16 protein-coding genes are annotated in these 13,436 nt (G+C 61.1%); 3 read left to right on the top strand and 13 right to left on the bottom strand.

What is annotated here, in order from left to right; translation table 11 throughout:
- Window positions 1-392: 392 nt before the first annotated feature.
- The 11 genes from AC0QTX_RS23320 to AC0QTX_RS23270 all read right to left on the bottom strand — a co-directional run bounded on the left by AC0QTX_RS23320 (window position 393) and on the right by AC0QTX_RS23270 (window position 9,410).
- On the bottom strand, window positions 393-1,316 hold the full coding sequence (locus AC0QTX_RS23320; RefSeq protein ID WP_474606199.1) for a ribokinase: 924 nt from the start codon (window positions 1,314-1,316) through the stop codon (window positions 393-395).
- Between the two features lie 33 nt (window positions 1,317-1,349).
- Window positions 1,350-1,796, bottom strand: coding sequence for a ribose 5-phosphate isomerase B (gene rpiB / locus AC0QTX_RS23315; protein WP_474606198.1), 447 nt, complete (start codon window positions 1,794-1,796; stop codon window positions 1,350-1,352).
- Between the two features lie 64 nt (window positions 1,797-1,860).
- Window positions 1,861-2,652, bottom strand: coding sequence for a transporter substrate-binding domain-containing protein (locus tag AC0QTX_RS23310; RefSeq protein ID WP_474606201.1), 792 nt, complete (start codon window positions 2,650-2,652; stop codon window positions 1,861-1,863).
- A 31-nt stretch (window positions 2,653-2,683) separates the two neighbouring features.
- Window positions 2,684-3,439, bottom strand: coding sequence for an amino acid ABC transporter ATP-binding protein (locus AC0QTX_RS23305; protein WP_474606197.1), 756 nt, complete (start codon window positions 3,437-3,439; stop codon window positions 2,684-2,686).
- 1 nt (window position 3,440) lies between these two features.
- On the bottom strand, window positions 3,441-4,109 hold the full coding sequence (locus AC0QTX_RS23300; protein WP_474606196.1) for an amino acid ABC transporter permease: 669 nt from the start codon (window positions 4,107-4,109) through the stop codon (window positions 3,441-3,443).
- A 10-nt stretch (window positions 4,110-4,119) separates the two neighbouring features.
- Window positions 4,120-4,803, bottom strand: coding sequence for an amino acid ABC transporter permease (locus AC0QTX_RS23295; protein WP_474606195.1), 684 nt, complete (start codon window positions 4,801-4,803; stop codon window positions 4,120-4,122).
- A gap of 16 nt (window positions 4,804-4,819) precedes the next feature.
- Window positions 4,820-5,752: an NAD(P)-dependent oxidoreductase gene (locus tag AC0QTX_RS23290; RefSeq protein WP_474606194.1), complete on the bottom strand. Its 933-nt coding sequence runs from the start codon at window positions 5,750-5,752 to the stop codon at window positions 4,820-4,822.
- Window positions 5,749-6,501, bottom strand: coding sequence for a FadR/GntR family transcriptional regulator (locus AC0QTX_RS23285; RefSeq protein ID WP_474606193.1), 753 nt, complete (start codon window positions 6,499-6,501; stop codon window positions 5,749-5,751). The genes AC0QTX_RS23290 and AC0QTX_RS23285 overlap by 4 nt, the downstream gene beginning before the upstream one ends.
- 608 nt (window positions 6,502-7,109) lie before the next feature.
- A complete protein-coding gene (locus AC0QTX_RS23280) occupies window positions 7,110-7,772 on the bottom strand; it encodes a hydrolase (protein ID WP_474606192.1) in 663 nt (220 codons plus the stop codon).
- A gap of 58 nt (window positions 7,773-7,830) precedes the next feature.
- On the bottom strand, window positions 7,831-8,427 hold the full coding sequence (locus AC0QTX_RS23275; protein ID WP_474606191.1) for an NADPH-dependent F420 reductase: 597 nt from the start codon (window positions 8,425-8,427) through the stop codon (window positions 7,831-7,833).
- A gap of 68 nt (window positions 8,428-8,495) precedes the next feature.
- Complete coding sequence (locus AC0QTX_RS23270; RefSeq protein WP_474606190.1) at window positions 8,496-9,410, bottom strand: pirin family protein; 915 nt, start codon at window positions 9,408-9,410, stop codon at window positions 8,496-8,498.
- 106 nt (window positions 9,411-9,516) lie between these two features.
- Here AC0QTX_RS23270 and AC0QTX_RS23265 point away from each other — a divergent pair, with 106 nt between their 5' ends.
- Complete coding sequence (locus AC0QTX_RS23265; protein WP_474606189.1) at window positions 9,517-10,494, top strand: LysR family transcriptional regulator; 978 nt, start codon at window positions 9,517-9,519, stop codon at window positions 10,492-10,494.
- A 44-nt stretch (window positions 10,495-10,538) separates the two neighbouring features.
- Here AC0QTX_RS23265 and AC0QTX_RS23260 read toward each other — a convergent pair whose 3' ends face one another.
- Complete coding sequence (locus AC0QTX_RS23260; RefSeq protein ID WP_474606188.1) at window positions 10,539-10,973, bottom strand: DoxX family protein; 435 nt, start codon at window positions 10,971-10,973, stop codon at window positions 10,539-10,541.
- A 272-nt stretch (window positions 10,974-11,245) separates the two neighbouring features.
- Window positions 11,246-12,142: a LysR substrate-binding domain-containing protein gene (locus AC0QTX_RS23255; RefSeq protein ID WP_474606187.1), complete on the bottom strand. Its 897-nt coding sequence runs from the start codon at window positions 12,140-12,142 to the stop codon at window positions 11,246-11,248.
- Window positions 12,143-12,276: 134 nt separating this feature from the next.
- On the opposite strand from AC0QTX_RS23255, the gene AC0QTX_RS23250 reads away from it, so the two are divergent.
- Window positions 12,277-13,005, top strand: a complete 729-nt coding sequence (locus tag AC0QTX_RS23250) for an SDR family oxidoreductase (protein ID WP_474606186.1) — start codon at window positions 12,277-12,279, stop codon at window positions 13,003-13,005.
- Window positions 13,006-13,058: 53 nt separating this feature from the next.
- Complete coding sequence (locus tag AC0QTX_RS23245) at window positions 13,059-13,388, top strand: Atu4866 domain-containing protein (protein ID WP_474606200.1); 330 nt, start codon at window positions 13,059-13,061, stop codon at window positions 13,386-13,388.
- The last annotated feature ends 48 nt before the right edge of the window (window positions 13,389-13,436 follow it).

Here is a 13,436-nt window from a genome sequence, read left to right as displayed (position 1 = left end):
GACGGGCAAGCGGATCCGGCAGCTTCCCATAAGGGATCAGTTCCTGGCTTGATCGAGATCAAACGAGTGCATCGGATAGTGCCGGTGCACTCAGAGCCCGTTTATAACTGGGCTGACGCTCGGTCGGCTTTTCTGATGAAGGCGTGTTGCCTAACCGATAGTACGTGTGTCAGCGCTCTGCTTATGCTGAGCCTGCACCGCAGTCGGTTTGGTGAGCGGGTAGCGCGGCTGCAATCATGACCCGCACGAAATCCCAGGGGCTACGATGCTGGAGCCGAATGGCTGCTCTCGGCACCGCTCGCTGGAACTCTGGCGGGACGCTGATGAGGGTGCTGTGCCGACTAAGTGCAGAGACTGTTAGGACCTACCACCTCCGCTCCGGCTTTGCCTTTTCACCTTACCAGGCAGGTTGTTCCGAGTTGCTCGCGAGTTGGCATACCAGCCTGCGCGCCCTGAGCAAGGCAAGCCAAGGATGCCCCACGAACGGCCCGTTCAAGAGCGCTCTTGAAGGGCATGGCCTCATCAAGGCCATTCGCCAAGACGCCGACGAAAGTGTCTCCGGCTCCAGTCGTATCAATCGGCTGGATCGGCTCCGCTTTGATACTTTCGCTGTGCCCGTCAGGGTGAAAGGCAAACGCCCCGAGCGCGCCCGCAGTTACGACGCAAAGGCAGCCCATGCCCGACAGATAGGTCCCAGCATCCCTGAAATCGTTGTTCTTGCAGCCAAGGAGCGCTGCCGCCGCGATCGCCTCGTGCTCGTTGACAACGAAAACGTCCGTGGTGCCGAGAAGATCAGAGAGGTCGTTGGCCGGAAATGACGGCGGCGCGGGTGCCAGGTTCCAGATGACGCGCCCGCCCGCCGCCCGCACATGCCGGGCAACGTCAAGGGAGGCAGCGAAAGGAACCTCCATCTGGAACACCGCAACCGTCGCGGCATCCACGGCAAACCCACGAACCGCTGCTTCCGTCAGCGAGGCATTCGCCCCACTGGCGACAGTGATCGCGTTCTCCCCGCGCTCGTCGACGGTGATGAAGGCGCACCCGGTCGGCTCGGCACTATTGGCGACGAGATCAGCCATGACACCATTGCGAACGAGGTTGTCGCGGGCCGATCGGCCGAAGGCGTCGTTGCCAACGCAGGTCACGATTGCAACTTGGTGCGGCAACGATGCACGTGCGGCGGCGACCGCTTGGTTCGCGCCTTTCCCTCCGAACAGGGTCTCGTAACGCGGCGAGAGGACCGTCTCGCCGGGTTGCGGGATCCCGGCTACGCGGGCGACCAGATCGATGTTGATGGAACCGAAGACAAGGATCATGTCATATGCGCCCGCTGTCCAATCCGGCCGGTCTCAGCCTTTAGCATCCATGGCGTGGAGCATCTCCACGCGGCGACGGCAGTCCTCGTCGGTGGAGAATTCCGCCGCCAGATATGACTCGACGAGATCCTGTGCGAGCCAGGAGCCGACGATCTTGGCGCCGATGCACATCACGTTGACGTCGTCGTGCTCGACCGACTGATGCGCCGAGTGGATATCGTGGCATACAGCAGCGCGAATACCCTTGACCTTGTTGGCCGCGATCGACGCACCGACGCCCGTGCCGCATACCATGATGCCGCGCTCGGCCTCGCCAGACTTGACCTTCTCGGTCAGTGCGCGGGCGATGTCCGGGAAATCGACGGGCTTGTCATCGAAGGAGCCTACATCGACGACCTCATGGCCAAGCGAGCGCACGTGCTCGACCACCGCTTTCTTGAGGGGCCATCCGGCATGATCTGACCCGATTACGACGCGCATTGGGTAACCTTTCCTCTATGGTTGCAGGCCGGGTGGCGCTGGGGCCACCCGATGTGTCCCTGGCTCAGCTCCGCATCTCCTGCGGGAGCTCGCTGCCATGGAATTTCTTGTAGATCTCGTTCAGCTTGCCGTTCTTCAGATTGGTCGAGATCCACTCGTTGAGCTTCTCGACCAGGCGCGGCTCGCCCTTGCGGACACCGATGGCAAGGTCGAAGGTGCGGATGAGCACCTTCGGCTCGAACGCACGGGCCGGGTTCTTAACTCCGATCTGGTTCACGATCGTTGCCGACGTCGCGACGCAGTCTGCCTGACCCGACACGGCAGCCGTCACCATCGTGGCATCGTCGTCGAAGCGGGCAAGGGTGAGATTTCGATCCTTCATGTTTGTCAGTTCTGTATCCTGCGTCGTGCCGCGGGAGACGGCGATCGTCTTGCCCTTCAGGTCATCCCAGCCCTTTGCCTCGACGGTCTTCAAGCAGCCAACAACGGACTGCAAGGCTGCATAGGCCTTGGTGAAATCGATCACCTTGCCGCGCTCGGGCGTGACCGAGAGGGTCGAGATGATGATATCCGCCTTGTTGGTCTGGACGTTCGGGATGCGGGTCGCGCCGGTGGTTTGGATGAACTCAAGCTCCAGCCCGAGATCCTTCGCGAGAAGCTGGGCGGTTTCCACGTCCGATCCCGTGGGCTTAAGATTGGCATCCATCATTCCGGACGGCGGTATCGCCATGTCGGTCGCTATCCGGATCTTCTTCGCCTTCATGATGTCGTCGAGAAGGTCTGCGTGGGCTGCGGTGGTGCCGAGTGCTACCATGCAGGCCATTGCAACTGCGGCAGCAGAGAGCGAGCGCTTCATCATTGTGGTCTCCCTAAGTCTTGGTTGTCGTTTAGAGCCCTGTGCCAACGAACTGGGCGAGTTCCGGAGTTGCAGGCGATGTCAGGATCGCGGCAGGGCCAGTCTCATGGACCTTGCCGCGATGCATGAACACCACCCGGTTGGCGATCCCCCTGGCAAATCCCATCTCGTGCGTGACCATCACCATAGTCATGCCATCCGCAGCGAGTGCCTCGATGACCTTCAGAACCTCGCCGGTCAGCTCCGGGTCGAGGGCCGAGGTCACTTCGTCGAACAGCATCACCTTGGGCTGCATGGCGAGCGAGCGGGCAATCGCCGCACGCTGCTGCTGGCCACCGGAAAGCTGTTCGGGATATTGGTGGAGCTTGTCTTCCAAGCCAACCTGGGCAAGGACCCGGCGCGCCTGCTCCTTTGCCTGAACCTTCGAGATGCCCTTCACGGAACAGGGGGCGAGCGTGATGTTCTCCTCAATGGTCAGGTGAGGAAACAGGTTGTAGCTCTGGAAGACGATGCCGACATCCTGGCGCAGTGCCCGCAGGTCGAGTTTTGGGTCGCTGACGCGATGGCCGCACACGACGATCTCACCGCTGTCGATTGTCTCGAAACGGTCGATGCAGCGCAGGGCGGTGCTCTTGCCGGAGCCACTGCGGCCGATGATGACGAGAACCTCGCCGCGTTTGACATCGAAGCTCACCCCGTCGAGCACCTTGAGCGCACCGAAGCTCTTATGCACATTCGACACGCCGACGACTGGTGAAGCGGTATCTGTTCTGGTGATCTTGTGCATGTCAGGCAGTCTCAAGTTCGAGGCGAGCCGGGCCGCCGCGCGTTTCTAACCGGTGACTGAACCGCGAGAGCGGATAGCAGAGGGCGAAGTAGATGATGGCGATGATGGTGTAGATCAGGAATGGCTCGAACAGGGAGTTGTTGATGATCTGCCCGGACCGCGCGAGTTCCACGAAGCCGACTACCGAGGCCAACGAGGTGTTCTTGATGATCTGCACCATGAAACCCACGGTCGGCGGCGTCGCAATCCGGATAGCTTGCGGAAGGATGACCTTCATCATCCGCTGGGACCGGCTGAGAGCGAGTCCTTCCGCTGCCTCCCATTGCGGCTTCGGAACGGACTCGAAGCAGCCGCGCCAGATCTCGCCGAGATAGGCACTGACGAAGATCGTGAGCGAGGCGCCTGCGGCCATCAGGGGAGAGACAGTCACGCCAAGCGCAGGCAGGCCGAAATAGGTCAGGAACATGATGACGAGAAGCGGCGTGCCCTGGATGAGCTGGACATAGCCGGCGCTGATAAGCCTGACGATCCGACTCGGCGAGATGCGGCAAAGGGCGACGATGAAACCCGCGATGCCACCGCCGAGAAGACCGATGAGGGACAGGCCGATAGTCCACAGCGTGCCGTATCCGAGGAACATCAGGTGATTGGCATTGAAGGAACCGCCCATCTTCTCCTCCTCACAAAAGGGTGCCGAGGCGTCGACGACGCGGGAAGATCACGAGACCGAGAAGCCAGAACCCAGCCCGCATGACCAGCGACAGGATGATGTAGACAATCGCGACCAGGATATACGTCTCAAACGCGCGGTAGGTATCGGACTGAATGTAGTTTGCAACCGCCGTCAGCTCCTCAGCCGAGATCTGCGAAGTCACGGACGAGGCCAGCATCAGCAGCACGAACTGGCTGGTCAGCGACGGGTAGACCTTTTCGATCGCCGGCAACATAACCACATGCCAGTAGATCTGGGCGCGGGACAATGCCAGACCTTCGGCGGCCTCGATCTGACCGCGGGGAATTGCGTCGAACCCTGCGCGGATGATCTCGGTCGTGTATGCGCCGACATTGATCGTGAGTGCCGCCGCGGCGACTGCGAAGGCGGAGAACTTCAATCCCAGGCTGGCGAGGCCAAAATAGACGAGGAAGATCTGAACCAACAATGGCGTGTTGCGGATCGCCTCGACATAGATGCCGCAGATGCGCGCAGCGATCGAGTGGCTGCTGCGCCGCCCAATGGCGCCGAGAACACCGATGATTGTACCCAGCACGGTCGCGATGAAGGCGAGTTGAAGGGTGAGCAGCGCTCCCTCTAGGAAGGCTGGCCATCGTTCGAGGATCGCGGCAAAATTCAGGTTGAGGTTCATCGCAGGTGGTCCGGGGCTAGGTCGCAGCCTGATTCGTCATTCGGTCGTAGACTCGGAACAAAGCCTGATTGCCGTTCGTGCCTTCTCCGTGAGCGCGCGCCTCGACATACTGGCTCGTTACAAGGGCCGTTCCCGGTAGCGGGACGGAGAGTGAAAGCGCCTGCTCCTGCACGAGGCGCAGGTCCTTGAGCATTAGGTCGATGCGGAAGCCCGCGGAGGGATCGCCCGCGATCATCGCTGGCCCGAGCTTGTCCAGCATCCAGGACGCGGCCGAGCCGCCTAGGAGCACATTGCGGAGTTGGTCGAGATCCACGCCGGAGGCGCGGCTGAGCGCAAGCGCCTCGCAAATGGCTTGGAGGTTGATGGCGCAGACGAGCTGGTTGCAGAGCTTGACCGTCTGACCGGCTCCGGCCTCACCCACATGGGTGATCGTGGTGCCCATGGCCCGAAAATAAGGCTCAGCACGCAGGAAAGCGTCCTTGTCCCCTCCTGCCATGATCGAAAGGGATGCGTTCTTGGCGCCGCCCGGCCCGCCGGACACCGGTGCATCGAGGAACGCCACGCCCGCAGCCTTGAGGTCGGCATGCATGCGGCGGACGGCGACTGGCGAGATCGTACTCATGTCGACGAGAAGACGGCCGCGTGGCGGCGCGCTCAGCAGGCCACCTTCGCCATAGACGATCTCCTCGACTTGCGGCGTGTCGGGGAGCATCGAAATGACAATGTCTGCATCTCGCGCTGCGTCTGCCAGACTGCAAGCGCCGGTGACACCCTGGGCAACGAGGTAGTCGATGGCCTCCTTGCGCACGTCGTAGGCGCAGACTGCAAGTCCGGCCTTGAGCAGGTTGAGCGCCATCTCGCGCCCCATCGTCCCCAGGCCAACAAAGCCGACCGTTGTGTTTTGATCGTTTTGTCCCATCGTGTCATCTCGCTCGTGCACATGTGTCATAAGGCGCTCCGGGCTTGGGATTCTCCGATCGCGGCGCGACGGCGGAAATCATCGCCGATCGCGAAATGCTCTCGCAGGACCCTTTCCGCATGCTCCGGGTCTCGGCCAACGATGGCGTCAAAGATCCGGCGATGATCCTCGATCAGGTAGGTTTTCATGGAGTCGAACACCTGAAGAAGCTCCCGGCGATCGCGATGCGAGCGCATCAGAATACCGGACAGTGAGTTGTGCAGCACGATCAGTGTCTCGGACTTGCCTGCGTTGACGACTGCGCGGTGAAAGTCGAAATCGGCCGCGCTGCCGCCGTCGGGATCGTCGATGGTCTCGACGATGCGTGCGAGCGCCTGCTGCAACTTCTCGAAATCGGACACGGTGGCCCGCTCGGCGGCAAGCCGGACGGCTTGGCATTCGATCGCGATGCGCGCCTGCATCACGTCGTCGACGACGTCAGACTGCTGCGCAAACGCAAAAGTGAAAAAGTCATTCAGAACAGACGTGTCGGGTCGGCGAACGATTGTTCCGACTCGGTCGCGGATTTCCACAACGCCGAGAACGGTCAGGGCGCGCAGCGCCTCGCGCAGGATCGGTCGGCTCACACCGAGCTGCGCAGCGAGATCGCGTTCAGGGATCAGCCGGTCACCCGGTCGCAACGAGCCCGCAAGCAAACGCTCGCGCAAGAAGGCGAAGACCTTCTCGAAGCCCTTGCCGCCACTCTCCCTAAGCCGCGTGATTTCTAGATCAGCGGTCATTCATATTACCTTGGTCAGACCAGAATACATACCACGATCTGTCGGTCAAGTAGCTTATAGCTGAACGAGATGGTCATTCGGCTTGAATCGGTGCATGGCTCCTACTCGGAATGGTGCCCCTCGATCTCACCTCTAACGCGTAAGCCTTGGCGAGAAGCGATGAGCATCGGTCCGACATGCCGGCCGGTAGAGGTCTTGTTCTGGGCGACGGCCGCGGAATGTCCGAAGTTGGCAGATTTTGTTGAAAAACTCCCGGGTGCCGCTGCGTCGGTCTATTGATAGCGTCAGCGTACGAGACCAGGCCCAGCATCCTGTATGCTGACTGCGCAAAAATCGGCCGATGCGGACTTTTTCAACAGTATCGGCACTTCTCGGAAGTAGGCCGAATGTCTGCTGACAAATGGGACAGCAGACATTCCCGAGGCGTTCGTAATTTCCTCGGATGACCCATTCCGGACATTGGACATCCGTGCCAATCCATTAGAACAAGACGCTATAGCCGGAGGGCTAACTGCGGCCTTGCACCAATGTCGTTCGAGCGAAGACCGGAATCTCCGATCTCCGCGTAGTGCCTAGACGTTCCGTGAGCTATCTTCGCTCTCGGGCAGTCAGGCGCCAGAGCCGGGGCGTCCGGCGAGAAGCTGGAGTTCCCAAGCCAGATTGGTGGCGCTGGCGCCGCCATGCTCGAGCATGATCTCCGCCACCTTGCCGGCCGTTTCCTCACGAGACCAATCCCGTTGAAGCTCCGCCATGAACACACCAGCGGTGAGCGGAATGGCACCGGCCTGGATCATCCGCTGAATACCCATCTCGTGGGCCTCCACGCTGGTTCCGCCGGAAGCGTCGGTGACGAAATACACCTCGTAGCCTTCGCCAAGCGCGTGAATGACCGGAAAGGCGAGGCAGATCTCGGTCCACAGGGCTGCAATCACGATCATCCTGCGGCCCGTGCTCTCCACCCATCGGACGCAGCTTTCATCTTCCCAGGTGTTGATCGTCGTCCGGTTAATGGGTGTCTGCTCGGGAAAGACATCCTGGAGCGGCTTGATGAGATTCCCGCCGCGGTCCTTGAGGACAGTGGTCAGCAATGTGGGCACGTTGAACGCCTTGGCGGCCTTTGCGAGCATCACCACGTTGTTGATCATGAGGGCCGCGTCAATGTTCTTGACGCCGCTCACCTGGAACGGCTGATGGTCGATCAGTATCAGGGCGCAGTTGTCCGGTGTCAGCATTGCGTCGAGGCCGACTCTCACAGGTTTTGACGAAATCATTGGAGCATCCTTTCAAGAGAAGTTTTTCGGGAGGCTTGTCAGCAGGCGGGAGACGATGTCATCCATGCTTCGTCAGGTTCTGGGCGACCAGCGGTGCGCCGAACTGCTGGAGCAGCCCTGCCTGATTCAGCTCGCCCAACGTGATCGGCGCGAAACCGAGACCCTCGATCAGACCGGCGATGTCAGCGTTGGCGCTGGCGTCATTGCCTGAGACGAACAGAACGCGGCGTCCGCCATCCTGCGCCGGATCACTGGCCAGCACAGCCGCCGGCAGGGTATTGAAGGCCTTGACCACCCGAGCTCCGGGAACCATCTCGGCGACGATGTCCGTCGAGGGGCGGCCTCCAAGATCCTTAGGCTCGAAGGTCGGGAAGTCGATGGCGTTCGTCGCGTCGACGACGATCCGGCCGTTCCATTGGGCAGAGCCCTTCACCGCGGCAGCGACGGCTGTGAAGGGAACGGCGAGGATTACCGTATCCGCTTTCAAAGCCCCAGGCAGAGTCGTCGGCGTTACGTGCGATCCGAGCTCTGCAACCAGACCCGCAAGGGAATCAGGCTCCCTGCTGTTGGCAATCAGAACGTCGATATTGCTGCGGGCGAACTGGCGGGCGAGAGCGCTTCCGATCGCGCCCGAGCCGATGATGGCATAGGTCATGGTACAGGGATCCTTCTGGAGGGTTGGAAGGCAGTGAACTTTTCAGGACAGAGCGTGACGCGTATGTGTCACTTCAGCCGGAAAGGCGGGGTGTCAGGCAGGGGGATGAACTCGGTCTCGCCGGGAACGCCGGGGAACTGACGGTCGCGCCAGCCCTGCGCAGCCTGCTCGATGCGCTCGCGGCGACTTGACACGAAGTTCCAGTAAATGTAGCGCTTCGCGGGCAGGGGCTCGCCGCCGAGCAGCATCAGGCGAGCGGCGCCGACGGCACGCAGCACGATCTCCGCACCGGGCTTGAACACGATGAGCTGGTCCTTGCCGAAGCTCCCGGTCTGCCCGGCGACCTCGATCTCTCCACCGATCACGTAAACCGCGCGTTCGATATGCTCCGCATCGATGCGCAGGCGCGCTCCATAGTTCAGAGACACATCGGCGTTGAAAAGATCGGAGTAGGTGCGCGTCGGCGCGGTGCGCCCATGCAATGAGCCGGCGATCAACTTGAGGCTTATGCCATCCCCCTCCATCTGGGGAAGTTCGCGGGCGTTGGCGTGCTGGAAGCCTGGAGCCGTCTCTTCCCGGTCCGCGGGCAATGCCACCCAGCTCTGGAAGCCGAATACCGTGCCGCCGCTGGCACGTGTTGTATCGCTGCTCCGCTCCGAGTGCACGATTCCGCGTCCAGCCGTCATGACGTTGACTTCTCCAGGGCGGATCGGTTGCACATAGCCCTCGCTGTCGCGGTGCAGGATCTCGCCATCGATGAGGTAGGTCAGGGTTGCAAGCCCGATATGAGGGTGTGGACGCGTGTCGAGACCTTCACCCGCCTGAAAAGCAACGGGGCCAAAGCTGTCGAGAAAGATGAACGGTCCGACCATGCGGCGATGCATGGACGGCAAGGCGCGGCGCACCTGGAAGCCATCGCCGAGATCCCGAACGGCCGGCAGAATGATCTGTTCGACTTCGGCGGCATAGGACTGAACGGTCATGGCATTGTCCTTTCCAGCAGTGGCGCGCTGTGTGAGGACATTGAAGGCTACTTCCCGTATTCCGAAAACTGGCATAATATGAACCGTAACGTTCGAGGAAATCGAAATGTCATCCGGTCCAGGGATCCCGACGCTTGATCAGCTGCGGATCTTTCTCACCATTGTGGATGTGGGCAGTTTTGCCGGTGCAGCCCGCAAGCTGGGTCGGGCGACATCCGTCATCAGCTACTCGATTGCCAACCTGGAGGCGCAGCTCGGGGTGTCGCTCTTCGACCGTGAATCCACCCGCAAGCCTCAGCTGACCGAAGCCGGCCGGATGGTCTTGGCCGAAGCCAGGACAGTCTCCAACGGGGTCGATGGGTTGCGCGCTAAGGTCAGAGGGCTGCTGCAGGGATTGGAGGCGGAGATCCACCTCGTACTCGACGTGATGCTGCCGGCTTGGCGCGTGGTCGATGCCCTCAAGGAGTTCCGCGCCGAGTTTCCAACGGTTCATCTGCGGTTGTACGTCGAGGCGCTCGGGGCCGTCACCCAGATGGTTCTCAGCCGTTCCGCCTCGATCGGCGTGGGCTGGCCGCTCGATGCGGAAATTGCCGGGATCGAGCGGATCGGCGTGGGCAGTGTCGAGCTGGTACCCGTTGCCGCGCCCAATCATCCGCTGGCCCGTGAGGGTCAGAATGCCCCTGGCGCAGGGCGTGAACACATCCAGCTTGTGCTGACGGACCGCTCGCCTTTCACGCAGGGCCAAGATATGGCCGTTGTGGCAACACAGACGTGGCGTCTGGCGGATCTTGGCTCCAAGCACATGCTGCTGAGGGAGGGCATCGGCTGGGGCAACATGCCGGAGCCGATGGTGCGCGAGGATCTGGCTGCCGGCCGGCTCGTCCACCTCGATATGCCCGACTGCCGGGGAGGATCCTACCGGCTGCAGGCGATCTATCGAACGGATACACCGCCTGGCCCTGCCGGTTCATGGCTGATCAAGCGCTTTCAGGAGCAAGCCGAGAGCCCGACTGCAAGGGCCGATGAAAATGCTGTCCGCTTCCTTGCCGGCGGCAGACCGCAAACGATAAAGGCCGCGGAATGAGCGCGGCCCTTCGTCGTGATTTCGAATGATCTTCAGGCAAGTCATCAGCGGCGGGCATCCAGGCTGAGGCGGCCTGCTCTGAAGGCCGCAACCTGAAGCAATCCGCCGACCATAGCGATGTTCTTGAAGAAGTGGATGAACTGGTTCTGATCCGCAACATTGCCGTGGAACGCAATCGCCGTTGCAAGAGTGAAGCCTGCGAGCCCTGCCGCAACGAGCCGCGTGCGATAGCCGGCGATCAATGCAAGGCCGCCCAAGATCTCAATGATGACAGCAAGGCCGAACCCGATAGGGGCCAGCGGCAGGCCTGCGGATTCGATATAGCCGATCGTTGCGGCCGGGGCGGCAATCTTCGATACGCCCGAGATGACAAAGGTGGCGCTCAGGAACACCCGGCCTACGAGGGAAGCCGCATCGGCAAGGGCGAAAGCTGAACGGCTCTGAGCATGAGTGTGAGGCACAGCTGCTGCGTTTGACATGACGATAAATCCTTCTGAAAGGGCGCGGTTTGTGAAAGGCGCCGTGGACTGAAGGAAAGATGCCGTCGTCAAGCATAACGGAAAAGGCTAATAATATGGATCGGTAGGTTCGATAAAATCGAATTTCCTGGGTTTAGGATGAAACCTGAAATTGGTTGTTTCTATGTCTGGGCAGGTTGCGGAGGTAACGTTTTGGTCTGCTTGCTGATCTTATGGAAGCATCCGTGAAAGCAGGAGGCTCCAAGTCTGGCTCAGCTCATCCCATATGCGGTTCAAGTCTCCCGCCTTTGTCTCAGGTGGTCGATGAGGACACGCAATTTGAGCGGCACATTCCTGCGGGTCGGATAGTAGAGGTAGAAGCCGGGGAACGGTGGGCAGAACTCTTCCAGAAGCGGCACAAGTTCAGCACGGGCAATATAGGGGCGGAAAGTCTCTTCCATCCCAAAGGTCAGGCCTGCTCCCGCACAAGCCAATTGTATCATCACCCGCATGTCGTTGGTCGTCAACTGAGGGTTCACGTCGACAGCGAAGTCGCGTTCGCTCTCGGTGAACTCCCATCGGTAAGGGGCGACCTGCGGGTTTGGCCGCCAGCCGATGCAGAGATGCTTTGGCAACTCCCGAGGATGGGCTGGTGCACCATGCCGCCCGACATAGTCAGGGGAGCCTACGACCATCTGACGCTGCTCGCTTGAGACAGGGATGGCGATCATGTCCTGCTCGATCACCTCACCGAGACGCACGCCGGCATCGAAGCCCTCGGCCACGATGTCGAATTCCTCGTCAGTGACAGTGATATCGAGGCGGATGTCGGGATAAGTCGCAATGAAGGCTGCCAGCAGCGGGCCGTTCAGGAATCTCTCAGCAATGGAGGAGACCATTATGCGCAGCATGCCGCTGGGCTGCGCGCGCATCTCGCCGACGGCTTCCATGGCAGTGCTGACGTCGTCGAGCGCAGGGCGAACCGCCTGATAGAGCCGCTCTCCGGCCTCGGTGAGATGAACGCTGCGGGTCGTGCGCTGAACCAGCGCGACACCCATCCGCTCCTCAAGCCGGCGAATGGCTTGGCTGACAGCAGAGCGCGTCACCCCCAGGCGTTCGCTGGCGGCCCGGAAGCTTCGTGCTTCTGCGACGGTTGCGAAGACGGTAATGCCAGCAAGATCCGTAGTCATCGGTGACAAAATCTTACCAGCGCATACATGATTGGCAAGTCGATTGCACGGCTTAGTCGAACTACCTTTCGTCCATGAGCTTGAGAGCGCCGCGTCAAAGGTCCGGGCACAAGTTTGGGTGGAAGGAGAAATCCATGTCTGAGATGAAGGTTATTCTGATCACCGGTGCCTCCAGCGGGATCGGTGAGGCGGTGGCTCTCGAGCTGTCAAAAGCCGGCCACACAGTCATTGTGGGCGCACGCCGGACGGACCGGCTGCAAGACCTCGTCAGCCGGATCGAAGCATCCGGCGGAGTCGCGCGGGCCCACCGGCTCGACGTGACATCGCGAGATGACTTCTCCAGGGTCGTGTCTGCCACGATCGAGGAGTTCGGCCGCATCGATGCGATTGTCAACAACGCGGGTGTCATGCCGCTCTCGCCCCTCAGCGCTCTCAAAGTGAGCGAGTGGGACCAGATGGTGGACGTGAACATCAAGGGCGTTCTGAACGGCATTGCCGCGGTGCTGCCTGTCATGGAAGCTCGAGGCTCCGGTCACATTATCAATGTCGCGTCCATCGGTGCACATCGGGTCTCGCCAACGGCTGCGGTCTACTGCGCAACGAAATACGCGGTCTGGGCCATCTCAGTCGGTCTTCGGCAAGGAACGGATCGGTTGCGGGTCACGGTGATCTCGCCTGGCGTGGTCACCAGCGAGCTCGCCGAGACGATCTCGGACGAGAGCGCCCGAGCGGCCATGCGGGAGTTCCGCAGGACAGCGATCGATCCGGACACCATCGGACGGGCGATCCGCTATGCGATCGAGCAGCCCCCGGAGGTGGACGTGGGCGAGATCATCGTTCGTCCGACTGCGAGTCGTCACTGAAGAAGGAGCATGCGATGCCAAGGAGCACACTCCCTCTCGTCCTTGCTGCCGCAATGGTCGCCGCGCCATGGGCACTCGGGCAGCCTGCGAGCACCAATCAACTGCCAGTCAAGGAGGCAACAGAGATGGCAGGTCACCCCTATATCGGTATGTGGGTCACAAAGGACGGCCACATCCGCCAGGAGCTTCTCCCGAACGGCCGTTATGATGAGGCGCGGGGCACCCGCACAAGTGCCTATCAGGGCCGCTACGAGATCCGCGGCACCAAAATCGACTACTGGGACGATACGGGGTTCACGGCCGACGGCGAGTTCATCGACGGCGTGCTTCATCACGGCGGAATGCTGTTTTACAGGGAAGGGCAGGTGAAACCGAACCCTTGATATCCGAGGCAGTCCCGGTCGAGCTCCTGTGCTCCTCGACCAGGATCT

This window comes from Microvirga sp. jy35 (assembly GCF_056148915.1).
Note: the sequence above shows the minus strand (reverse complement) of the source record. Positions and strands in the feature narration are given on the sequence as shown.

Bases quoted from the DNA above. Each gene is read 5' to 3' on its own strand.
- AC0QTX_RS23320 (WP_474606199.1), bottom strand. From the start codon at position 1,316: ATGATCCTTGTCTTCGGTTCCATCAACATCGATCTGGTCGCCCGCGTA.
- rpiB (WP_474606198.1), bottom strand. From the start codon at position 1,796: ATGCGCGTCGTAATCGGGTCAGATCATGCCGGATGGCCCCTCAAGAAA.
- AC0QTX_RS23310 (WP_474606201.1), bottom strand. From the start codon at position 2,652: ATGAAGCGCTCGCTCTCTGCTGCCGCAGTTGCAATGGCCTGCATGGTA.
- AC0QTX_RS23305 (WP_474606197.1), bottom strand. From the start codon at position 3,439: ATGCACAAGATCACCAGAACAGATACCGCTTCACCAGTCGTCGGCGTG.
- AC0QTX_RS23300 (WP_474606196.1), bottom strand. From the start codon at position 4,109: ATGGGCGGTTCCTTCAATGCCAATCACCTGATGTTCCTCGGATACGGC.
- AC0QTX_RS23295 (WP_474606195.1), bottom strand. From the start codon at position 4,803: ATGAACCTCAACCTGAATTTTGCCGCGATCCTCGAACGATGGCCAGCC.
- AC0QTX_RS23290 (WP_474606194.1), bottom strand. From the start codon at position 5,752: ATGACACATGTGCACGAGCGAGATGACACGATGGGACAAAACGATCAA.
- AC0QTX_RS23285 (WP_474606193.1), bottom strand. From the start codon at position 6,501: ATGACCGCTGATCTAGAAATCACGCGGCTTAGGGAGAGTGGCGGCAAG.
- AC0QTX_RS23280 (WP_474606192.1), bottom strand. From the start codon at position 7,772: ATGATTTCGTCAAAACCTGTGAGAGTCGGCCTCGACGCAATGCTGACA.
- AC0QTX_RS23275 (WP_474606191.1), bottom strand. From the start codon at position 8,427: ATGACCTATGCCATCATCGGCTCGGGCGCGATCGGAAGCGCTCTCGCC.
- AC0QTX_RS23270 (WP_474606190.1), bottom strand. From the start codon at position 9,410: ATGACCGTTCAGTCCTATGCCGCCGAAGTCGAACAGATCATTCTGCCG.
- AC0QTX_RS23265 (WP_474606189.1), top strand. From the start codon at position 9,517: ATGTCATCCGGTCCAGGGATCCCGACGCTTGATCAGCTGCGGATCTTT.
- AC0QTX_RS23260 (WP_474606188.1), bottom strand. From the start codon at position 10,973: ATGTCAAACGCAGCAGCTGTGCCTCACACTCATGCTCAGAGCCGTTCA.
- AC0QTX_RS23255 (WP_474606187.1), bottom strand. From the start codon at position 12,142: ATGACTACGGATCTTGCTGGCATTACCGTCTTCGCAACCGTCGCAGAA.
- AC0QTX_RS23250 (WP_474606186.1), top strand. From the start codon at position 12,277: ATGTCTGAGATGAAGGTTATTCTGATCACCGGTGCCTCCAGCGGGATC.
- AC0QTX_RS23245 (WP_474606200.1), top strand. From the start codon at position 13,059: ATGGTCGCCGCGCCATGGGCACTCGGGCAGCCTGCGAGCACCAATCAA.